The organism is Dolichospermum sp. UHCC 0260 (assembly GCF_009711985.1).
GTDB lineage: Bacteria > Cyanobacteriota > Cyanobacteriia > Cyanobacteriales > Nostocaceae > Dolichospermum > Dolichospermum lemmermannii.
Map to the genome: position 1 here is coordinate 90583 of NZ_VIKZ01000004.1, position 21524 is coordinate 112106.

Annotated in this window: 20 protein-coding genes and 1 tRNA gene; 6 read left to right on the plus strand and 15 right to left on the minus strand. The window is 37.7% G+C overall.

The genetic code is table 11. From position 1 onward, the window contains the following. Window positions 1-683: 683 nt before the first annotated feature. The 3 genes from FJR08_RS03050 to FJR08_RS03060 all read right to left on the minus strand — a co-directional run bounded on the left by FJR08_RS03050 (window position 684) and on the right by FJR08_RS03060 (window position 3520). Window positions 684-1145: a tRNA (cytidine(34)-2'-O)-methyltransferase gene (locus tag FJR08_RS03050; protein WP_168632112.1), complete on the minus strand. Its 462-nt coding sequence runs from the start codon at window positions 1143-1145 to the stop codon at window positions 684-686. 213 nt (window positions 1146-1358) lie between these two features. After that, window positions 1359-2498: a glutamate--cysteine ligase gene (gene gshA, locus FJR08_RS03055; RefSeq protein ID WP_015080276.1), complete on the minus strand. Its 1140-nt coding sequence runs from the start codon at window positions 2496-2498 to the stop codon at window positions 1359-1361. A gap of 233 nt (window positions 2499-2731) precedes the next feature. Continuing rightward, window positions 2732-3520, minus strand: coding sequence for a GNAT family N-acetyltransferase (locus FJR08_RS03060; RefSeq protein WP_015080277.1), 789 nt, complete (start codon window positions 3518-3520; stop codon window positions 2732-2734). Window positions 3521-3905: 385 nt separating this feature from the next. On the opposite strand from FJR08_RS03060, the gene FJR08_RS03065 reads away from it, so the two are divergent. Together FJR08_RS03065 and gntT are read left to right on the plus strand one after the other, a co-directional pair. Further along, the gene (locus FJR08_RS03065; RefSeq protein WP_168632113.1) at window positions 3906-4199 is read left to right on the plus strand and encodes a hypothetical protein; all 294 of its coding nucleotides are present in this window, start codon (window positions 3906-3908) and stop codon (window positions 4197-4199) included. A 77-nt stretch (window positions 4200-4276) separates the two neighbouring features. Continuing rightward, window positions 4277-5623, plus strand: a complete 1347-nt coding sequence (gene gntT, locus FJR08_RS03070) for a guanitoxin biosynthesis MATE family efflux transporter GntT (RefSeq protein ID WP_168632114.1) — start codon at window positions 4277-4279, stop codon at window positions 5621-5623. Between the two features lie 243 nt (window positions 5624-5866). On the opposite strand, the gene FJR08_RS03075 is transcribed toward gntT, so the two are convergent. The 12 genes from FJR08_RS03075 to FJR08_RS03125 form a co-directional block, all read right to left on the minus strand. After that, window positions 5867-6787, minus strand: coding sequence for an NAD(+) kinase (locus tag FJR08_RS03075; RefSeq protein ID WP_015080279.1), 921 nt, complete (start codon window positions 6785-6787; stop codon window positions 5867-5869). A 6-nt stretch (window positions 6788-6793) separates the two neighbouring features. Beyond that, on the minus strand, window positions 6794-7099 hold the full coding sequence (gene nuoK, locus FJR08_RS03080) for an NADH-quinone oxidoreductase subunit NuoK (RefSeq protein ID WP_015080280.1): 306 nt from the start codon (window positions 7097-7099) through the stop codon (window positions 6794-6796). Between the two features lie 104 nt (window positions 7100-7203). Further along, window positions 7204-7815 carry an NADH-quinone oxidoreductase subunit J gene (locus FJR08_RS03085; protein WP_015080281.1) on the minus strand — a complete coding sequence of 204 codons (612 nt, stop codon included), beginning with the start codon at window positions 7813-7815 and terminating at the stop codon, window positions 7204-7206. Window positions 7816-7904: 89 nt separating this feature from the next. After that, entirely contained in the window at window positions 7905-8480 is a 576-nt protein-coding gene (gene ndhI, locus FJR08_RS03090) for an NAD(P)H-quinone oxidoreductase subunit I (protein ID WP_015080282.1), read from the minus strand. An 88-nt stretch (window positions 8481-8568) separates the two neighbouring features. Next, window positions 8569-9687 (minus strand): NADH-quinone oxidoreductase subunit NuoH, encoded by a 1119-nt coding sequence (nuoH, locus tag FJR08_RS03095; protein WP_015080283.1) that lies wholly within the window; start codon window positions 9685-9687, stop codon window positions 8569-8571. Between the two features lie 318 nt (window positions 9688-10005). Further along, window positions 10006-10143, minus strand: a complete 138-nt coding sequence (locus tag FJR08_RS23085) for a hypothetical protein (RefSeq protein WP_158310528.1) — start codon at window positions 10141-10143, stop codon at window positions 10006-10008. Window positions 10144-10172: 29 nt separating this feature from the next. Beyond that, window positions 10173-11309, minus strand: a complete 1137-nt coding sequence (locus tag FJR08_RS03100) for a citrate synthase (RefSeq protein ID WP_168632115.1) — start codon at window positions 11307-11309, stop codon at window positions 10173-10175. A gap of 87 nt (window positions 11310-11396) precedes the next feature. Continuing rightward, window positions 11397-11891, minus strand: a complete 495-nt coding sequence (sixA, locus tag FJR08_RS03105) for a phosphohistidine phosphatase SixA (protein WP_168632116.1) — start codon at window positions 11889-11891, stop codon at window positions 11397-11399. A 190-nt stretch (window positions 11892-12081) separates the two neighbouring features. Further along, window positions 12082-13326: a hypothetical protein gene (locus tag FJR08_RS03110; RefSeq protein WP_168632117.1), complete on the minus strand. Its 1245-nt coding sequence runs from the start codon at window positions 13324-13326 to the stop codon at window positions 12082-12084. After that, window positions 13323-13733 (minus strand): RusA family crossover junction endodeoxyribonuclease, encoded by a 411-nt coding sequence (locus FJR08_RS03115; protein ID WP_168632118.1) that lies wholly within the window; start codon window positions 13731-13733, stop codon window positions 13323-13325. The genes FJR08_RS03110 and FJR08_RS03115 overlap by 4 nt, the downstream gene beginning before the upstream one ends. Window positions 13734-13915: 182 nt before the next feature. Further along, window positions 13916-15205, minus strand: a complete 1290-nt coding sequence (locus tag FJR08_RS03120; RefSeq protein WP_168632119.1) for a bifunctional oligoribonuclease/PAP phosphatase NrnA — start codon at window positions 15203-15205, stop codon at window positions 13916-13918. A 653-nt stretch (window positions 15206-15858) separates the two neighbouring features. Further along, window positions 15859-16356, minus strand: coding sequence for an HNH endonuclease (locus tag FJR08_RS03125; protein ID WP_168632120.1), 498 nt, complete (start codon window positions 16354-16356; stop codon window positions 15859-15861). Window positions 16357-16735: 379 nt separating this feature from the next. Between FJR08_RS03125 and alr the strand changes: the two genes are divergently transcribed. The 4 genes from alr to FJR08_RS03145 all read left to right on the plus strand — a co-directional run bounded on the left by alr (window position 16736) and on the right by FJR08_RS03145 (window position 21474). Then, complete coding sequence (alr, locus tag FJR08_RS03130) at window positions 16736-17923, plus strand: alanine racemase (protein WP_168632121.1); 1188 nt, start codon at window positions 16736-16738, stop codon at window positions 17921-17923. A gap of 105 nt (window positions 17924-18028) precedes the next feature. Then, window positions 18029-18110: transfer RNA gene (locus tag FJR08_RS03135), tRNA-Leu, on the plus strand. A 181-nt stretch (window positions 18111-18291) separates the two neighbouring features. After that, on the plus strand, window positions 18292-18789 hold the full coding sequence (locus tag FJR08_RS03140) for a chemotaxis protein CheW (protein WP_168632122.1): 498 nt from the start codon (window positions 18292-18294) through the stop codon (window positions 18787-18789). Window positions 18790-18849: 60 nt separating this feature from the next. Continuing rightward, entirely contained in the window at window positions 18850-21474 is a 2625-nt protein-coding gene (locus FJR08_RS03145; protein WP_168632123.1) for a methyl-accepting chemotaxis protein, read from the plus strand. The last annotated feature ends 50 nt before the right edge of the window (window positions 21475-21524 follow it).

Genomic DNA, 21524 nt, shown 5'->3' on the forward strand with positions numbered 1-21524 from the left:
CCATATATCAAGATCACATTCACCAGAGACACTTACGCAAGATTAACGTGCTTCTCTGATTTAAACAAGTTCTACACCTGACTAAACTTTCAAGTTTTTGGTGCTGTCTTGTCTAAGTCACTCCTCACAACCTAAAAATTCTCACTCTTGAGAGTTATCTCCACTCATTTTGCTACAAAACCACTGAACTAAACAAATATCATAACTTGGCTAGGTCTATTGTCTTTATTAGTTCATGAGCTTGGACAACTTCTGCAATAGCAATGATCCCGCTGTAGACGTTTTCAAGATTTTTTGACTAAATCCGTTTTATCAACATGACACTTTACTTTTATTCTTCCCTAAAAAACAACCGTATACAACATCTGCAATTTTCGCATTATTTTGGTGTATTTCTGGATACAAAGTTATCCAAATCATTGAGAGTAATGGTTTTCGGTAATTTTCCTGTTTCGAGTCATCATCTAAAGAATTAACTAAATTCTATCCTTGGTGGTTAGATCACCCTGAAAATATCTATACAAATTTCTTATGTCATGTTAGCGGAGCTTATCAGTATTTATCACTATTCACCTTTTGCTTATGTATGTTATACAACATTATTATAGCAAGTTTTGGTGTGATTGATCTGATAGATATGTTTCTATCACACTTAATCCTAAATTTTTGTTGGTGAATATGAATTATTGTAAATAGCCTAACTGACGACGACATTCAAATAAACCTATGGCCACACTGACTGATAGATTCAGGCTACGAACACCAGGTTCATACATGGGAATATATAAGGTAGAGTCACAAGTTGAGAGAGTAGCTGCTGGTAAACCTGCTGTTTCACTGCCAAAAAGCAGCCAATCATCCGCTTGAAATTCAAAATTAATGTAGTTAAAATCACCACGAACACTAAAACCTAAGCATCTACCCCCACGTTGTTTTTGTACGTTTTGAAATACTTCTATGGAGTCATGATAATGGAATTTAACGTAAGGCCAATAATCTAACCCGGCTCGTTTCAGATAGCGATCGCTAATTTCAAATCCCAAAGGACCGACCAAATGTAATTCCGTGCCTGTAGCGGCACAAGTCCGGGCAATATTGCCAGTATTCGGAGGAATTTGTGGGTTCACTAAAACTATCTGGGGCATCTTTTGCAAATCTAAATTGTATATTAGGAAATTTCTTGCTGTCTAAAAATCTACCAAAATGTAGAGGCGATATATAGTTTTTTTTAATATGTTACGAAGTATTTTCCATTGATTATTTTTTTTAATCATTTCAGCGAGAGGAAATAAGAATCTGAGTGAGGAGAATATGTATCTTTGCCTATTCCCTCTTGCCTATTCCCTCTTGTCTGGTGTCTATTCCCGCACAGATGAACATAGTTTACTTTCTAGTTCGGTTTCCCGTTCTTGGGTAGAAATAATGGCTTGGGCAATTACACGCTGAATATCAACGCCTATTTTGTGTAGTTGTAACCATTGTTGAGCTTCATTACCTTCTCGGAGAATTTTTTGCAAGGGGGAGAGGAAACAACTAAAGCCCTGTTGTTTGGCAATACTCCAAACTTCATCATATATTTCTGCTATCCAATCTCTGGCAAGAATACTCCTACCATCTTGCCATCGCTGCAATCTTCCATCAAGACTGTCAGTAGCAGCGGCCATTTCGTTTTTCATGGTTAAGGTGATCAATTCTTCGGGAGAAAACGGACTTTGAGTTAAAGGATCAATAGCTGGGTTATTGATAATTTGGATTAACCGCGCTTCTAATAAAGCTGTCATTGCTAACAAAGCAATGGGATCTGTTACCAAGTCACAAATTCGCAGTTCTAAGCGATTTAAATCATAAGGACGGCGATCGCCATTTGGACGCACTGATACCCACAAATGTCGGACATTTTGCATTGTCCCAGATGCTAACTGTTCATTTACCCATTGAATATGATCCGCATGACTAGCAAATAAGGGGACATGATGGGGAGTTTGGGGAAATAGTCCCCAGCGGGTGGAATGATAACCAGTAGTTTTACTATTTAGGAAAGGAGATGAGGCACTCATAGCTAGGAATAGAGGTGCTTCCATTCTCATGATCCGACAGGCACGCATTAATACCTCTGGGTCACTGATACCAACATTGATATGGACGCTGGCAGTAACTACCTTTGTGCCATAGGTTTGTTCAATGTAATCATGATAGGGATTGGTGGGGTCAGAACGCAAAAAGAGATCGCTTCCTTGCAAAGATAATGTACTACCCGGTATCAAAGTATAATTATCCAAGCTTTGGAGATAGTTCCGCAACTCTTTTCTAGGACGTAGTAAAGCGCACAATAAATTGTCATAATTCATAGATGGTTGAGTTATATACTCCACATTCCGGCTATCCGGCTCACGCATAAATCCATCTAAATTTGTAGTAATTTGATCCGATAGTCCGACAATATCACCTTGATGCGTACCAGTGTACATCTCAATCTCAAAGCCTTTTAATAAGACCATATTATTCTCCAAAACTTCTTCTAATGTTCATAAATTGTATCTAATTAGACGATTTTTTGCATTTTTTATGTATATATAAATTTAAGTAAGGAAAAAGTCATCAGAATTACAAAAAAGGGAACAGGGAATAGGGAATAGGGAACAGATAAGAAACACTCATTTTCACCAGTTTAGAGCTTCAGTCAAAAAAAAGATGTTTTTAAAAGATGCGTAGCCCGAAAAAAACAGTGTCATTATTTCAATCTCATGCCATAATGCCATCTAGTAAAATCAGCAATATTAGAAATAACTAAAAAGTCAATAGTTTTAAATTGCTGATCAATAGCTGGTAAACTGCATACTTTAGCCCCAATATTTAGATATGCCTGAAAAATATTAGGAATTGATATATTAGACTTTTCTGGATAACTTTGCGGAATTTCTATCAAGTATTTTGCATGAGGACATACTAAAATATGAGGATGGATAAAATTATTTTGTTTTAAATAATTAAAAGTACAAGCTGCTTCTCGATGAGATTGTGTAAGTAAAGATGCACAGCCAAAAAAATATTGTTGTTTAGTCCAAAGTAAATAATTAGCTAATCCTTTCCACAGTAATAATAGAGTATGACTATTGCGGTACTTCTTAGCTATACAAGCACGTCCCACCTCAACAGAAGATTGAAGAACAGCATCAGGAATACCATGAAGATCAAATATATCAGCCGCATCAAATCCTAGATATTGAGCAGCCATTGTATAAGTTTGCATTCTATAAGTACCAATCGTTTCACCCGTATTTTTAGCAATGAGTAATAAATGATGACAAACTTGATCAAATTTATCTTGATCCATTTGGGCAATATTAGAATTAGATAATCCTAAACCGAGTTCTAAATTAAATACTTCAAATCGCAATTGGAAAATAGATTCTAGTTCTTGAGGATTTGCAGCTAGACGCAGGATATATTTATCAGTTTGCAAAATGGGAAAATCAGAAAGATGGAGTTGATAATTATTGTAGCGATCAGAAACTTTCATCTATTTTCCTACATAGATTTGTAAAATATTTGATAGAAGATACATCCCCGACTTGTTAAAGAAGTCGGGGATCTGGTTATTATCTTTTTTTCATTATGAGCTTAACTGCTCAAAAAATCTGGTAATAAGATACAAATTTAGTTATACAAGTAGATTAGCGTTAAAATTTGGCGTTAGAGACTTCCAAATAAAAAAATAGAGAAGAGGTTTTGGTCTTTTAGTAGTTAGTGTATCTCTTATAGGAGCAGTAGGCTCTATTATATTCTCCTAGAACCTGTTAAATACTTTTTGAAATATTGACTTGTCGTTGTAGATGTGATATTTTAGACGGAAATGCTGCAAATCAAATAATAATGTAATAATAGAAACATAAGAAGGTGAAAATATGAGTAATTCAATTGAGTCTGTTGACGATTTAATTCTAGCTAGTCATGGTAACTGGAAATTTGATCAGCAAGTTAGTGAAAGTTTTGACAGTCATGTTATAAAGAGCGTGCCTTTTTATGAAGAGATTCAGAGAATGGTAGTTGAAATTAGCGAGTATTTTATCAAAGATAATAGTGTTATATATGATATAGGTTCTTCCACAGGCACAACTTTATCACTACTATCTCAACAACATATTTCAAAAAAGAATATTATTTTACTGCAAAATTCTGCTGTAGTCAAAGAATCGTAATCATGTAATTTCATATTTGTAGTTATTTATGAAATTTTCTGTAGGGCAAAACCTCTTCAAATCGGGCTTTTTATACGATGCTATTATTCCCCTTGTCAGGTAAATATCAATTTATCTCTCGCTTTTATCTAATTACCCTTACTAATATTTTATCTTGTACTATTATACCGTTAGCTGGTTTTACCAGTACAGTTTTTCTAGGTCATTTGACAGATATCCGCTATTTTGCAGGTGCTTCTCTGGGTGCAATTCTTTTTGATTATATATACTTTAGTGTAGGTTTTTTACGTTTAGTAACTACAGGCATGACAGCAATAGCTGTTGGTGAAGATGACCGAGAGGCTATGTTACTAGTAGGAATACGGAATAGCGCGATCGCTTTAGGTTTGGGGATACTCATTCTGGTTATACATGAACCCTTAGGGAATTTGGGGTTTGCACTGTTTACTACTTCTCCAGAGGTCAAGGATGCTGGTCTTGCCTACTTTAATGCCCGTATTTGGGGCGCACCAGCAGTTTTACTCAACTATGTACTAATTGGCTGGTTTATTGGACAGGAAAAAAGTAGTAGGGTATTGCTAATGACCATTGTTTACAATGTGGTTAATATACTGCAAGACTACCTATATATTAACCAGTGGCATTGGGCAAGTACCGGAGCCGGAATGTCTGCCGGAATCAGCCAATATTTAATGTTGTTGACGGGGTTAATTTTCTTACTCCGTGATGTTCCTTTAAAAGAGGTAGCAGCATTAAAGGAGCAAATTTTGGAATCGTCAGGTTTCAAATCCATTGCTCGGTTGAATGGAAATCTATTTGTGAGGTCTTTAACTATTGGATTCACCTATGTCATTTTTTCCAGTTTGAGCGCAACAATGAATACAATGATATTTGCTGGCAATGCCTTACTTTTACAGGTGTTACTGCTGACTATAGATATTTTTAATGGTGTAGGAATTTCTACCGCTGCTTTAACTGGAACATTTAAAGGTGAACAGACAACTCATAAGTATTTGCCTTTATTGCAAATAGCAATAGGAACTAGTCTTTCCATAGGACTTACCTGCGCTGGTCTTTGTGTCCTTTCTCCACAAACCATATTTGGTTTGTTAACCAACCACAGCGAAATCATAGAGCTAATTAAGACCTATGTTCCTTGGTTATTAGTGGTTCTGGGGTGTGCCTCAATTTGTTTAGTTCTGGAGGGATACTTTACGGGTCTAGCGGAAGGGGTTGTTCTCCGCAATACTTTCTTAATCAGTACCTTGGCGGGATTTATCCCTCTAGCTATATCAACATGGTTTTATCACAATAACCATATGTTGTGGTTGGCTATGTCTATGTTTATGGTGATTAGAATGGTGATTCTTGGAGTATATCTCGTGAAAAGCAAAGAGTTGAAGATCGAGACCATATTAAATTGAATCAATACACCTAATTACAAAAACTTACAAAAGAGAGTTATTAGGTGTTGATGAAACTTCGTTGACAACTACTTTTAACTTCTGAATTCTGATTCGGTAAATTCTGACTCCTGCTATAGTTCATACTTTCAATTGTCAGTAAGAATAGATATTAAAAACCCCCAAATATCTTAAAATTGGGGGCGAAGTTGAATTTACTATGACGGACTTAACGGGACAATATTTAGAAAATAAACATAAAAATCAATTGCGGTGATTATTGTTGTAGCGAACTCTCGTTCCAGCCCAAAGTAACTTCTCCCGCAGTGTTTGATAATATGAATTATTTGCCCGTAACACAATAAACTTAGCGCGACAATCAGCCATTCGGACATCAACACGATGTCCTGGCCAAATGGAAGTAGATAACACACCATCCATCCAGAGTTTGGTACTTAAATCATAATCGCCCAAAGGCCAAATACTGACCACAGAACCAGGGGGTAAAACCAGAGGACGACTAGAAAGACTCATGGGACAAATAGGAGTGATGGTAATTGCTTCCATCCCATCGTGCATAATTGGTCCACTGGCAGAAACAGTATAACCAGTAGAACCTGTGGGAGTAGAGATAATTAACCCATCTCCCACATACTGATCTACTATCTCACCATCAATTTCCATTTCCAAAATTGAGGTAATCATTCTGTCAGCAGAAGCCGGTTTGACACAAAACTCATTTAAAGCCAAGTAACTTTCTGTTACTGGTTCTAAATTTGAGCCAGTTCCCTCATATACCGCTGCTTGTAACATCATGCGCCGTTGAATAGCATAACGATCTTCTAACAGCCTGTCCCAAACTATTTCTGGATCTTGAAACTCATCTACTGACTCAGTTAAAAACCCCAAATGGCCGCCTACATTCACTCCGAGAATGGGGATACCAGCTGGGGCTAAATGTCTGGCACTTGTGAGGACAGTACCATCACCACCAAGTACCAAAGCGAGATCAATTGGTTGATTAGCAGAGGCCAAAAAAACCGGATAGGGGTTATCTTTTGGACCACTAGGTCCCATCAATACTTGGCAATGACGATTTTCTAGTTGTTTAGCACAAAGTTCAGCCCAGCTTTTACTCTGGGGATCTCGTGCTTTATAAGCAATGATTACCTGCTTGAGTTGCACGCACTATTACCACTTCAGAAGATTAAACTGCTCCATATCAACGGTATCGCGGTTGCGATAAATCGTCAGCACAATCGCTAAACCCACTGCCGCTTCTGCGGCTGCGACTGTAATCACAAAAACTGTGAAAACTTGACCTTTAATTAAGGTTGAATCAAGGAAGTTGGAAAATGCCATTAAATTTAGATTAACGGCATTCAGCAATAACTCAATTGACATCAGTACCCGCACTGCGTTGCGACTGGTAATTAAACCATAAATCCCAATGCAAAACAAAGCTGCGGCTAGTAATAAAAAGTATTGGAGTTGCATGATTGTCGGTTGTCAGTTGTTAGTTGGTAGGGGCGAAGCATTTGGAGAAGCATTTTTCGCAACTACCGATAATTTATCTTCCAAATGCTTCGCCCGTACAGTTGTCAGTTGTCAGAACTTCTACCAGTGCCGATGAGTTCTTTGGGGCGTTCTGGTAGGGTTAAAATTGTTTGTTGTAGGTCAGAAGTTGGTACTTGGTCAGGTAAATATTCCCGACGTGCCAAAATAATTGCTCCTACCATTGCTATTAGCAACAGAACGGAAGCTAATTCAAAGGGTAGCAAAAAGTCGCTGAAGAAATGCTCACCAATGACAATGATGGAATTTTGACTAACTACGGGATTAGTTGTATAAGCCCAAGGCGTAGCTAATACCATTGTACTTAAAAGCGCAAATAGTCCAAAACTCACTAAAGCTGTAAATACTTTCCGTAATCCCGCACTAGGTAATGGTGAAAAATCCTGTCTTTTGTTTACCAACATAATGGCAAACAGAATTAAAACGTTAATTGCACCAACATAAATTAGGATTTGTGCTGATGCGACAAAATCACCATTTAGCAATAGGTATATTCCCGCCATGCTGATGAATACACCTCCCAGCAAAAAGGCGGAATAAACAATGTTAGAGAATAGCACCACACCTAGTGCTGTCCCAATCATCATTACGCCAAGAATGCCAAGTGATACAGACTGTACTCCTTCGGCTAGATTCACTGTTTTTGTCCTTAGTTAGTTGTTAGTTGTTAGTTGTCAGTTGTTAGTTGTCATTTGTCATTTGTTAGTTGTCAGTTGTTAGTTGTCAATTATTTTTCTACCAAGTCTTCTGGACGAGAACCTGCACGGGGGGCATCGGCGGGGACTCCGTGGGGGTCCATTACGCCTTTAGGTAGGTAAACAAGTTCTCGTAATGGTGTCACCATTGGATCGTTTGTAACTTTATAGGGCAAACGTCCCAGGGCTACGCTATCGTAATTAAGTTCATGGCGATCATAAGTAGCTAGTTCATATTCTTCTGTCATGGATAAACAGTTGGTGGGACAATATTCCACACAGTTACCGCAGAAGATACAAACTCCAAAATCAATACTGTAGTGTTTGAGCTTTTTCTTTTTAGTGCCTTTGTCCATTTCCCAGTCAACGACAGGAAGATTAATGGGACAAACACGCACACAGACTTCACAAGCAATACACTTGTCAAACTCATAGTGAATGCGACCGCGAAATCTTTCACCAGGAATTAATTTTTCGTAGGGGTATTGGACGGTAACAGGTCGCCGTCTCATGTGGTCAAAAGTAACAGATAATCCTTGACCAATATAACGACCTGCTTGGACTGCTTCTTTGGCATAATCACCAACTTGTTTGAGGAATTTAAGCATTTTTGTGTCTCTCTCTTTACAATTTTGGATTTTGGATTTTGGATTTTAGATTTCAGATTCAATCCAAAATCTAAAATCTAAAATTGCCTTACCCACCGAAGGCGAAGGGAAAGGCTAGTTTGAAGGCTGCGGTTAATAGGAGATTTACCAAGCCTATTGGTAAGAGAAATTTCCATCCTAAGTCTAGCAATTGGTCAATCCGTACCCGTGGTACTGTCCAACGAATGAGGATGGCGAAAAATACTAGTAAGTAGGCTTTGATTACGGTCATGGTAATACCTATAACCGCTGTGACTACCTGAATTGCTGGGTCACTTTCGCTGACTCCTAACCAACCAGTGATCATCTCCAGGGGTATAGGACAATGCCAACCACCAAGGTACAAAATTGCTACTAGTAAGGCAGAAAGTACCAGGTTAATGTAGGAACTGAGGTAGAAGAGGGCGAATTTCATGCCTGAATATTCGGTTTGATACCCTGCAACTAGTTCTTCTTCTGCTTCTGGTAAGTCAAAGGGTAGGCGCTCGCATTCTGCTAGGGCGGCTATCCAAAAGATCACGAAACCTAATGGTTGTCGCCAAATGTTCCAGCCCAAAATGCCAAAATTAGATTGCTGATTAACGATGTCAACGGTGCTGAGACTGTTGGACATCATAGCGATCGCTAGTACACTCAATGCTAAGGGAATTTCATAACTGATGGACTGCGCTGCTGCCCGTAAACCTCCCAACAAGGCATATTTATTATTGGAGGCATAACCCGCCATTAATAAGCCAATGGGCTGAATACTGGATAATGCAATCCACAAGAATACGCCCATGCCGACGTTAGCAATGATAATATTCTGTCCAAATGGCACAATTAAATAGGACAGAAATACTGGTAAAACGACAATAATTGGACCAATGGTAAATAGCCAAGGATCTGCTTTAGCGGGGATGATATCTTCTTTAAATACCAGCTTCAGACCATCTGCCACAGGCACTAACAATCCAAATGGTCCTTGGTATTCAGGACCAATCCGTTGCTGTGCTGCCGCAGAAATTTTCCGTTCTAGCCATGTGGCCACTAGGACACCTACTGTAGCCCCAATCAGCATCAATACCATTGGTAATGGCATCCATAGGGCTTTGGCCGCTCCTGGGGGTACGCCTAAGTCCTTGACAGATTGAATAAAAGTTCCTTGGAGGTCAATTCCTGGATTCATGTTTGCTGCTCTTTAAGTCAACGTGCTGATGAACTGTGAAGGATGAAATCAGTTATTCTAATTTTCATCTTTTGTCTTCAGCTTTAGTAATAATCTCTGCTGAGATGATGACCGATTGAAGTTCAATACATTTGCCAATTCATGAGTCTAGTATATCCTTGGATGGTTTTCACCATGAGACTCCACAAGACAACTTCTACTTATGGTTGGGATTGGGAATTGATGATTGGTGGGTGAGGAAATGGGCAAAAGTTTCCCCATTAAGTCGTTAAACAAGACAAATTAGCCGCTTCCGAGTTGGTAACGGTTGTCTATGGTCTACAAATTGTCTGATTTTCCCACACTGGCTGCTGCTGTCAAGTTGCCAATTTTAGCGGGTTTTGATTTTGGACGACAAGCCTCAATGGTAGATAGGACAGTTATCAATCTGCCCATTAGAGGACTTGAATTAAACATCCAAAATCTAGAGTTAATTTATTTGTTAGTTAACGTTGGTCCATGGGAGTGTAGGCGATTTCGTGACGACCGTTGTAAATTTGGGTAGGACGGAAAATCCGGTTTTCTACCAGTTGTTCTTTCCAGTGTGCTAACCAACCTGCTACACGAGCGATCGCAAATACTGGTGTAAACAAGTCTGTAGGAATTCCCATTTTCCTATACACTAAACCGGAATAAAAGTCAACATTAGGATAAATCCCTCTGTCACCCAGTTTTTCCGAAACTACCCGTTCCATTTCCACGGCTATTTCATAGTATTCGTCATAGCCAAACTTCTCAAACAACTGCTCTGCCAAGCCTTGTAAGATTGTAGCGCGGGGGTCTTTGACTTTGTAAACTCGATGTCCAAAACCCATAATTTTAGCTTTGCGTTGCAGAAGATTATCCACATAAGGGACAACATTTTCTACAGAACCGATTTCTTCTAACATCTGAATTACTTCTTCATTCGCTCCACCATGCAATGGTCCACCTAAAGTACCTACGGCACTGGCAACTACTGCATAAGGATCAGTTAATGTTGAAGCTGTTACCCTAGCACTAAAGGTAGAAGCATTCATTGTATGCTCAACATGAAGAATTAAGCAGATATCGAAGATTTTAGCGGCTAAAGGATCAGGCTCTTTCTCATTGAGCATATACAGGAAGTTAGCCGCATAGCCTAAATCATCTCTAGGCTTAACTGGATCATTACCTTCCCGCATTAACTGGAACGCTGCTACCATCGTGGGAATAGTCGCTATTAGACGGACAGCGGCGGTACGAATATAGACAGGATTATGTAAATCCCGACGAGAATAGAATAAACCTAAAGCAGCAGCCGAGGCTTGAAGAGCATCCATCGGATGACCACTTTCAGGAAAGCATTTCATCATATCCCGAATGCGGTATTTGATGCGTCTGTGGAAGAGAACTTCATGCTCAAATGCTTTTAGTTCTTCCTCATTTGGTAACTCACCCCAAATTAACAGATATGCAGTTTCTAGGAATGTACTTTTTTCGGCTAATTCCTCAATCCTGATACCACGATATTCTAGAATTCCTTTCTGCCCGTCTACATAACTAATACTCGACTGGGCTGCGGGAATACCTTCTAAACCAGGCTTGTATTCGCATACCGTCATGGCAACACCATTTACTTTGTAAAATATCTGCTCACGCTAACTCACCAGAGACTATTTTCACCACAAAAGTTGCAGATGTAACAACTATTACAGCAGGTACTTGGGTGGTGTCAACCAAAACATTTGACTACGACCCCAAGCTGAACCATCATCTGGTAGTTTTATTCCCATCATACCTGCTTTTTTGAGGATGAGGCTCTCTTTTGCTTCTCCCCACAGGAGAATTTCTGCCCAATGGCTTAAATTAGGCTCGTGACCGACTAATGCTAGTCGGGTTTTTTGGGGATAATTTCTAGGTTTCAGCCATTCTTGCCACCAATTTTGAATATTACCATTAAAGCTAAGATGATCTGATGCTTCTAATTGGGAACTCAGTCCAGCAGCAATGAGTATTTCTGCTGTTTGGTAAGCACGGACTAGGGGACTGGTAAGAATTAGATCAAAATGTAATTCTAGCTTTACTAATTTTTGAGCGACTTTCTCGGTTTTTTGTCGTCCTTCTGGGGTGAGTTGTCGTTCTTTGTCTTTTAGTGTAGGTTGATGTTCTTCGGCAATGCCATGACGAATTAAGTATAGTTCCATGTTTTTAGTTGGGTGTTTTTATATTATTTTTGTTTCGCGCAAAGACGCAAAGAAGCAAAGGCGCAAAGAAGAATGCAGGAATCAGTAGTTTATACTCAACACGGCTTAATTATTTGATTGTGTGGGTAAGGGTTTAGCAGTTCTAAACCCCTACAAATATAGGTTTTTCGTGATAAAGAATCTAGATTTTTCATACTTTAGCCTTTTCTAATAATCCATATAACATTTGAATCCGTTTGTAATTAACTATATCAATAATAGTTACTTTTTTAGGTTGAACTTCAAAAATGATTCGATATATGCCTACCTTGGCAATAAAATCATTATCTGGGCTTGAATTCAGATTAGAAAATTCAATTTCTGAACAATCAGGAAAGTTTTCTAGACAACTAATAGCATAACTAATCTTTTCTTTCTCTTGAGTTGGTAAAGTATCAAGTGCTATTTGTGCGTTATCATCTAAAACTATTTCATTTTTGTTTGGCTGTTGATTTTTAGATTCAGTAGAAAGATCGTAATACTCATCAGATAAGTGTTGAAGTTCATTGAAAAAATTAGTTCCTCCTTCTTCTTTTTCTACTGCGTGCTTAATCTTTGCAAATATTTCATCTTTTTTTTCTGTTGGTTCATTGTGTAACACAGAAACTAATATTTCTTGAAATTTCTGATTCCTTTGTGCTGTAGTTTCCTGATTATTTTTTGTCATACTAACCATAATTTGCCTGAAAACCTGTAGAACTGCTATTTTTTGGTTCTCAGATATATTAGAAATCCATTCTCCCAATAACTTAACAACCAATATTACAAAGGTATGTAAAACCTCCGAATCTAGCTTCTGAATATATCCATGAGCTAGACGATTGCGCTTTTCAAAATAAGCTTGAACAATATCAAATTCAGAAATTGATAACTCTCCCAAAGAGTACATTGATCTTAGCAATCTTATGACTGGTAAACGTTCAACAGAAATTGATACATCAACTGCTCTTTTTCTTAATGCTCCCTCAAAAACACTCCAGAGAAAAAGAAAAGCAGGTTCAATATTATTATTTTCAATCAGCTTGCTAACTTGACTAAAATAGTTGATTAGTTCTTCCCAGGAAGGTAGTTCTTCCGATGTTCCAGGTAATGATTCGGCTTCTATATCTTCAAGTGTTACCAATAAAAAACGCCAGTCTGGATGTCTGCTAATTTCCTCAGATATAGCCTGTAAATTCTCCACAGAAACTCGGTTGGTGCTGGTCTTCACATCAATTACCAAACCTGAGTTATTTTTGGTAGCAATAATATCCGGCTGATAGTTACCTAAATTGAAGGGTAATTGTAATTGATTCATTTTGGGTTCAATCACAACGTCAAATCCTTCATTAACATACTTCTCTGCTAGAGATTTGACCTTATCATGATGTAGAGTTTTAGTGTTGTTAATAATCATAAGTATTTTTCCAATGGTTTAGATTCACTCACTTTTACATAAACACACTCTTGACGTGTGAAGACACCTTGCTGTAATAAAGAAGGTAGATTTGTAGTATCAATCGGATCTGACATAAACCGACGATGACTATCTACATCTAATACTAAATTATCATCTTCATAAACTAAGCCTATAAGTGCATCCTGTATTGGTTTGATAATGTTATCAGTATCAGGTGGAGAATCATCACTACAAATGTAAACTAGCGTAAGCTGTAGATAAGATACTTTAATTGGACTGTCACCTTTCCAAAACTTTTCGGCTTCAGAACGAACAAAATTTTTCCATTCATTCAGTCCTTTTGGTTTTGCTTGTAATGAAACAGGCCGTCTGGAAATGAGAAATTCAAAAGGTATTATTGGCATTCCCAGTGCATCTCTTGATTATAACTTAACAAACTTATAAGCACCTTCAACAAATCTTGGATATATTTCTAAATTGTACCAAATTTATACCTGTTTCTTTGACAGCAAAAGCTAAATTCATCTGCATGGGTTCAGCACTGCTAAACCCTAAATCAATCAAGTCTTTTAATCCGGTTTCAAGACTAAATTGGATTATCTCTCGGATTCACCAATCTCAATAATTTCTGTTTGATTTGTGCGTCGAAAACTTCCCATTTGATTTTGGCATAAGCCGAGTTTTCATTACCACCAGATAAGAAACCCATGGGAATTTCAAAGCCTCCTGCACCCGTTCTTCCACCACCAAAAAATCGCCCAGTGCTATCTTGTCCAAAGGCTTCTTTAATAAATTCATCAGGATCTAAAGTAAGTTTTGTGGTTCTCAGAGATCCTATCACTACTTCTAGTTCGTCATCTTCATCATGAACAATTCCATAAACTACTGCGGTATGCACATTTTCTTCCGTAACGAGAAAATCAGCGGCTTGGGGAATTGCATCCCGGTCATCATAGCGCAAGTAACCAACACCAGCTATGGAAAAGTTATTTTGAACGATGCGGTTTTTAAGCGATCGCTCGATCACATCCATCACCCGCTTAGAACGATTTGCTTGCAAAATAGCATTTAGTAACTGAGCATCATAAAACCTGCTCAAATACCCAGCAGCCATAAAATCTTCTTCTTGGGCTTGCATCAACCGATTTGTATCTGAGCGCAAACCGTGCATTAAAGCTGTAGCACATTTAACGTGCTGGCTAATGCTGTTATCTAAAGTTAATAATCCTGCTTGTAAGTATTGAGTAAAAATTGTAGCTGTAGCTCGTACATAAGGACGAACATCAACAAATTCTGACTTGAGTTCCCCTTGTAAACTATGATGATCCACCAGCACTATCAGGGGAATTCCCGCTTGTTGGATTGCTGGTAATAATTGAGATGTAGTTCCCTGGTTGTCAATTAACACAAACCCTTGATAAGACGACAAATCTTTATTTTTTAAAGTTTGCATCGTCCAGCGTTGAGCAGGTAAATTAGTTAGTTTAACTAAAGCAATATTTTCCTGATGGCTTAAAGTTCCCGCGTAAACAATATCACACTTAATATCATACTGTTGGGCAATTAGTTGGTAAGACCAAGCACAAGAAAGAGCATCAGGATCGGGAAAATCCTGTAAAATCACTAATTGACGTTCATGGCGATGTGCAAGCAGCGTTTTCTGTAACTCTTCTGATTTTTGAGATGCTAGAGAATTGCCACGCTGAACTAAATAGATACCTCCATCACCATTAGAGGATGATAAGGAAGTCCGGGTTAAAGGTGGAAGCTCAATTAGCTCTTTCTCCTTCTCTTTCTCTTTCTCTATTTCCTCTGGATGCGGATCTGTGGTCAATGATAAACTCTCAAATTGAGAAGCCGGATAATTCACGTACATAAGTAACTGTATTTTTAAGCGGGGAAAGGGGGGTGTCCATTCAGGCATAATCCAAGCAATAATGCGCTTGTAAAGCTACAGGAGACTTGGCAACAATCTAAAATTAATTGTCTTGGCACTTTGTCGGGCGGTTTATTTTTGTCAATAGCATGAGTCAAGGATCTACTACATCTACCTCAAGTGCTACAGAGATGCTGAAAATCAGGTACGCTTTACCTCTTGGGTTATATAAAACCTCATAATTTGTGGCTTTGTCTAAACAAATATGCAGATTTTTATGAAAAAAATTTGATAATTATCTTGAATATTTATTTGACTTGTGTTATCTTGGACATTCCGTGTGCAAATTGACATCTCAATTTCTAGCTGGCAAGTCATCCACTTATAATTGTAACAAATTATCAGTTAAGAACAAAATCTATCTATATATCGTTTTTTAAAGGACAAAACGCCAATTCTGGAAATTAAGGTTGTTTGATGCTGCGGACATGAAAATATCAGCTTAGTGGAAACTTGCCATAAGCTGTATTCAATACTCATCAAAAGCAAGTGAAACCCCTACTTGTAGTCACTATCGTTGACTTTATTTAGTCAAACGGATATATCTACAGGTAAATTTTGACCTGAACTTTTGTAGTTAATTTTGGGTAATGTCAAAGACCTATGACATACTTTTGCCACTCCTGGTGAAGTCCACTTTTCAGATGCTTCGTTACCTCAAAGTAGAGGCTACTGTAAGGTTGACGGGGTAAATGACGCAAAGGCATTCGGGCTTCTTGAGGTGTACGACAGCCTTTTTTGATATTGCAGCGTACACAAGCAGTAGTAATATTCTCCCAGGTATCTCCACCTCCTCGTGATCTCGGTATCACATGATCTAGAGTTAACCCGTCCCCTGTGTGACCACAGTATTGACAGGTATGGCTATCACGATGCAGGATATTTCGCCGAGTGAGAGGAATTTCCATATAAGGAACGCGGACATAATGGCGCAACCGGATCACGGTCGGCATGGGAAAATCCGAGTAAAGGAATTTACCGTTGTATTCTAAGCGTTCAGCTTTGCCTTTAATCAACAACACGGTGGCACGTCGCCAACTGGTGATGTTGAGCGGTTCGTAAGAGGCGTTCAGGACTAAAACCTTCCTCATGAATCTGCGCTCAAGGTATTAGTTTTACACATATTAACACAAATATACTCCGCTGGGGATATGAGAATAATTTATACTTTTGTCCTTGACTCAGATCCCGGACTTCTTAAAGAAGTCCGGGATCTTATTTACCTAAAATCGCCATAAAAGAGGATTTAGGGGTTGACATTTGATTTTAAATTTGTTATGATGAAACTGATAAGGAAGAACTATCTTCCAATAATTTTTGGAATTATTGAGTATTCAGACACACTAATAATATTGCTCGTGCTACTATCTTGTGTAAATTACCGGATCAAAGTTAAACTTCCTGATTAAAGTGATATAGCTTCTAGGGGATGTGAGAAGCTTTTCGGTGGTGTGATAGGAGTGAAGTGCAATGTTAAGTCGCAAGCAAACCCCGATTTTTGCTGACAATCAGGAATGTGATACTTACGCTTGGTTTTCTCAGCGGGCTTGGGTAGAAATTGATTTAGGGGCGTTGTCTGATAATGTCAAGCAGTTGGTCAAGTTTTTATCACCACGCACCCAATTAATGGCAGTTGTTAAAGCGGATGCCTATGGACATGGGGCGGTAGCAGTTGCTAAAACTGCCTTAGAAGCGGGTGCTGGTTGGTTAGGTGTGGCGACTGTTCCTGAAGGTATTCAATTGCGGGAAGATGGCATTAAAGCCCCGATTTTAATTTTAGGGGCAACCAACACGCCAGAGCAAATTCAGGCGATCGCTCATTGGCAACTTCAGCCCACACTGTGTAGTCCTAAGCAAGCTTTAGAATTTTCCAACACATTAGAAACTATTAACTATAATTCTTCTTTATCTGTACATATCAAATTAGATACGGGAATGTCTAGATTAGGCACTAATTGGCAACAGGCGGCGGAGTTTGTGCAGTTGGTACAAGGATTACCCCATTTAGATATTGCCAGTATTTATTCTCACTTAGCAACAGCAGATAGTCCCGACGCTACGGTGATGATGGAACAGCATAGCAGATTTGAAGAGGCGATCGCCCACATCAAAGCTAAAGGGATCACAATTCCCAGTTTACATTTAGCCAACTCAGCCGCTACCCTGGCAGATTCAAGATTACACTATGATATGGTGCGGGTAGGTTTAGCCATTTATGGGCTTTATCCTGCTAATCACTTACAAAATCACATCAAACTGCAACCCGTTTTACAACTCAAAGCTAGAGTTACCCAAGTTAAAACCATAGCCGCAGGAACTGGAGTTAGTTATGGTCATCATTTTATTGCTCCTCAAGAAATGCGTCTGGCTGTAGTTGGCATTGGTTATGCAGATGGAGTTCCTCGTCATCTTTCTAACCAAATGCAGGTGTTAATCCGTGGACAGCGTGTGCCACAAATTGGCGCAATTACCATGGATCAAATTATGTTAGATGTGAGTTCCATCCCCGATTTGCAAGAAGGGGAAATCGTCACTTTGCTAGGAGAACAGGGAAAAGAACAAATATCCGCTGATGATTGGGCAAATTGCCTCAATACCATCTCTTGGGAAATTCTTTGCGGCTTCAAGCACCGTCTACCTCGTGTAGCTGTGATCTAAAGGCTTGGGGTTATGGAAATCAGCAATACCCCATACCCTGATTTTAAATTTTGTATTTTTACCTATTGCCATAAATATTTTATTGTGCTAAGGTAAGGTATAGATGCGGATATGGCGAAATTGGCAGACGCGCTAGATTTAGGTTCTAGTTCCGAAAGGAGTGAAGGTTCAAGTCCTTTTATCCGCACTTTTAAATAAATAGCCAAGTTAAAAGCACTCAGGAAAATTAAATCCTGATAGTGCTTTTTTCTGTATATTATACTCATTGATCAAAACATAGCAGAGTGATTTTAGACATATATTTTACAAAAAAAACAGCAAAGGTATTGCTATATAACCCCATAAATTAATGTTCATAATACTCGCCCATGAAAAAATTACACATTGACTTTAATCATCAAGCCGTATACAACAGCCGAGAAAATGGCTATCTTAAATTTCAACTTAATCAACAAACTGGTGCTGTTTTATCCATTGCTCATACTCAAGAAGCAATTGTTGTGCCTGTGACATCGGTTACAGCTATTCCGAATATGCCCGCTTGTATATTAGGATTGATGAATTGGCGCAGTCATATAATTTGGGTAGTTGATTTACCTAAGATGTTTAATTTAGAATGTCTTGATCATCGGTTGCGTCAGTATAATATCATTGTTATTCAAATAGAATCAATGATCTTGGGTTTAGTTGTTCAAGAGATTAAAGGCACAACTAAATTTATTGCTGATGATATTCGTTCTCCCGTAGGACAAGTAGCATCTAGTTTAGTACCTTACTTGTGTGGTTGTGTGGTGCAACAGGAAGAAATTTTATTGGTATTAGATGCAGTGCATATTTTACGTTCGGATATTCTTGGTATTAACTAATAATTAATACTCGGAAGAAGGGGTAGTTTTTTTATTTTATAGATGTGGTATGAGGAATATATGTTGAATAAAACTGATATCAAACAAAGTGGCAATTCTCAAAATAACCCATCTTTAATTTCTTCAGCAAAAGTTGTTGATGTTAGAGGAGAAAATTCTAGTTATAATAGGGTGTGGCATCAGGGAATAGGATATTTGCGACAATTTAAATTGAGTACAAAAGCTATAATTTTATCCATAGCTATTGGTACTTTACCAGTTTTGGGAATTGGGGCGATCGCTTATCTTTTTGGGAGCAAATTAATTACAAAGCAAATTATTACATCCCAAGAAACTAAAGCAATTAACTTGAGTGATAAAGTTAATAATTTTATTGGACAACGTTATGGAGATATTCAAGTATTATCTGGTATATCTTTTTTAAGTCCTGCTAATTCTGGAAACAAAGCCGGATCAGAAAAATCTAGGAAAACCAGTAAAGTTGATGTCACCATCATTAATATAGAAACACAAGCATCCTGGGATCGCTTGATAAAAACTGTTAAGGTTTATGATAGTGTCGCTGTATTTGATCTTAATGGAAAAGTGATTATTCAATCAGCCGGAGAATCTTTAATTTCCGAAAAACAACGGATCTATTTTCAAGAAGTAATCAAACAAAATACTCCTATTATTAGTCAAGCAGAAATAGTTAAAAATATAGGCGCAGTAATTTATATAGCTGCACCAATTAAAGATCCAATTCGGGGTAATACTATTGGTATAGTCAGAACCCGTATGCCTGTAAAGGCTTTAGAAACAGTAATAAAAGGTTATATAGATGAGACTAATCAATATTATTTTTTAGATGGAACAGGAAGAATTTTAATTAGTTCCGATCAAAATTTATTTGGTGAGAAGTTGATAGGTATATATCCTAGTTTAACTAATGTTTTAAATGCGAAAAATATTGATACATTTACAGCCAGGTCGAAAAATAATCAAAAGCAGCAACTCATTAGTTATGTACCATTGCCAATATTATCAGGTTTACCGAATATCAATTGGCAGTTACTTGTGGCGAAAGATGCAGCAATTGCCTTTAAGCCGCAGAGAGAATTTTTGACATTAATTGCTAGTACAACACCATTAATTGCATTATTGATGACGTTGTTTATAGCTTGGTTAGGTCAGTGGATTAATTCTAAAATTTTTAGTACATCTATAATATCCTCTAAGGAAATTCAAGAGCAAATACATTTAGATGTATTTAATAAAGAAGAGGAACAAGAAAAAGAAATTGAATGGCTAAAATTATTCCTAGAAATTACTAGAAAAATTCGTCTAAATCTTCAGTCTGAGGTTATTTATCAAACTGCCATTTCCGAAGTTAGTCAAGTTCTAAAAACAGACAGAGTTATCGTTTATAAACTGCATCGAAAAACCCAAGCTGTTAAGGTAATTGCTGAATCAGTAATTGATGATTACCAAAAAATGCTCGGTGTATATAATAATGATTCCCACTGGCGAGAACTTGGTAAAAATAGTCAATTTGAGGCAATATCAAATATTGAACAAGAGTCAAGTTTAACGAGTAGTTATATCGAGTGGTTAAAGAAATTTTCTGTGCAAAGCAGTTTAACAGCACCAATTTTAAGTCATGGAGAAATTCAAGGATTTTTGATTGCTCATCATTGCCATAATTCTCATATTTGGCAATCTGAAGAAATTAATTTTTTGACCCAAATTGCTACACAAATTGGCTATGCTTTAGAACAATCCCATTTACTAGTAGAGATAAAAAGATTAAAAGCACATAGTCAGACAAACACTAATCAAGACAATTCAGAACTCCAGAATTTTCAGAATAGTATTCAGCAAATTGTCAATCAAATTCAACAAGCTATTGGTGAAGTAAATGTTTATTTGGAAAAATTCACAACAGAAGCAATTATCGAACCTGAAAAAATACACCTAAGCTTAGAAACCATTGACAATATGACTATTGCTATTCAATCTATAGCTGATATAGCACAACAAGCTGTTACCATTGTTAATGATGTTAACCATAGGGCTACTAAAACTGAAGCAGCGATGGATTTAACATTGCAAAATATTTTCTCTGTCCAAGAAACAGTTAATGAAATAGCTAAAAAGGTCAGACGGTTAGGAGAATCTTCCCAACAAATTTCCCGTGTAGTTTCTGTAGTTAATCAAATTGCTATGCAAACTAATCTATTAGCAATTAATGCCGGAATTGAAGCTGCAAGAGCCGGGGAAGAGGGTCAAGGGTTTGCGGTAGTAGCTGAAGAAGTAGGAGAATTAGCCGCCAGAAGTGCAGCCGCAACTCAAGAAATTGAGGAAATAATTGAGAAAATTCAACGAGAAACTGGTGAAGTATTAAAAACAATGATCATGGGAACTAATCAAGTTACCCAAAGTAGCCATATTATCGAAGATGCCAAACATAGTTTACAACAAATTGTTAATGGATCACAGCAAATAAATACCTTAGTTCAGTCAATTTTGATTTCTACTACATCTCAAGTCCAAACATCACAAATTGTTAGTCAAACTATTAAGGATATTACTATTATATCAGCCCGTAATAGTGATAATTCTCTTGAGGTTTCCCAATCTTTACAAAAAGTAGTAAATATTTTTCAGGAGTTAAAAGATACTATTGAGACTTTTCCACCTAATTGATATTCTCATTTGTTCTGAATTAATAACTAATGACTAAGGACTAAGGACTA

Coding starts and splice junctions, on each gene's coding strand:
- FJR08_RS03050 (WP_168632112.1), bottom strand. CDS start 1,145: ATGCCCCAGATAGTTTTAGTGAACCCACAAATTCCTCCGAATACTGGC.
- gshA (WP_015080276.1), bottom strand. CDS start 2,498: ATGGTCTTATTAAAAGGCTTTGAGATTGAGATGTACACTGGTACGCAT.
- FJR08_RS03060 (WP_015080277.1), bottom strand. CDS start 3,520: ATGAAAGTTTCTGATCGCTACAATAATTATCAACTCCATCTTTCTGAT.
- FJR08_RS03065 (WP_168632113.1), top strand. CDS start 3,906: ATGAGTAATTCAATTGAGTCTGTTGACGATTTAATTCTAGCTAGTCAT.
- gntT (WP_168632114.1), top strand. CDS start 4,277: ATGCTATTATTCCCCTTGTCAGGTAAATATCAATTTATCTCTCGCTTT.
- nuoK (WP_015080280.1), bottom strand. CDS start 7,099: ATGCAACTCCAATACTTTTTATTACTAGCCGCAGCTTTGTTTTGCATT.
- ndhI (WP_015080282.1), bottom strand. CDS start 8,480: ATGCTTAAATTCCTCAAACAAGTTGGTGATTATGCCAAAGAAGCAGTC.
- nuoH (WP_015080283.1), bottom strand. CDS start 9,687: ATGAATCCAGGAATTGACCTCCAAGGAACTTTTATTCAATCTGTCAAG.
- FJR08_RS23085 (WP_158310528.1), bottom strand. CDS start 10,143: ATGTTTAATTCAAGTCCTCTAATGGGCAGATTGATAACTGTCCTATCT.
- FJR08_RS03100 (WP_168632115.1), bottom strand. CDS start 11,309: ATGACGGTATGCGAATACAAGCCTGGTTTAGAAGGTATTCCCGCAGCC.
- sixA (WP_168632116.1), bottom strand. CDS start 11,891: ATGGAACTATACTTAATTCGTCATGGCATTGCCGAAGAACATCAACCT.
- FJR08_RS03110 (WP_168632117.1), bottom strand. CDS start 13,326: ATGATTATTAACAACACTAAAACTCTACATCATGATAAGGTCAAATCT.
- FJR08_RS03115 (WP_168632118.1), bottom strand. CDS start 13,733: ATGCCAATAATACCTTTTGAATTTCTCATTTCCAGACGGCCTGTTTCA.
- FJR08_RS03120 (WP_168632119.1), bottom strand. CDS start 15,205: ATGTACGTGAATTATCCGGCTTCTCAATTTGAGAGTTTATCATTGACC.
- FJR08_RS03125 (WP_168632120.1), bottom strand. CDS start 16,356: ATGAGGAAGGTTTTAGTCCTGAACGCCTCTTACGAACCGCTCAACATC.
- alr (WP_168632121.1), top strand. CDS start 16,736: ATGTTAAGTCGCAAGCAAACCCCGATTTTTGCTGACAATCAGGAATGT.
- FJR08_RS03140 (WP_168632122.1), top strand. CDS start 18,292: ATGAAAAAATTACACATTGACTTTAATCATCAAGCCGTATACAACAGC.
- FJR08_RS03145 (WP_168632123.1), top strand. CDS start 18,850: ATGTTGAATAAAACTGATATCAAACAAAGTGGCAATTCTCAAAATAAC.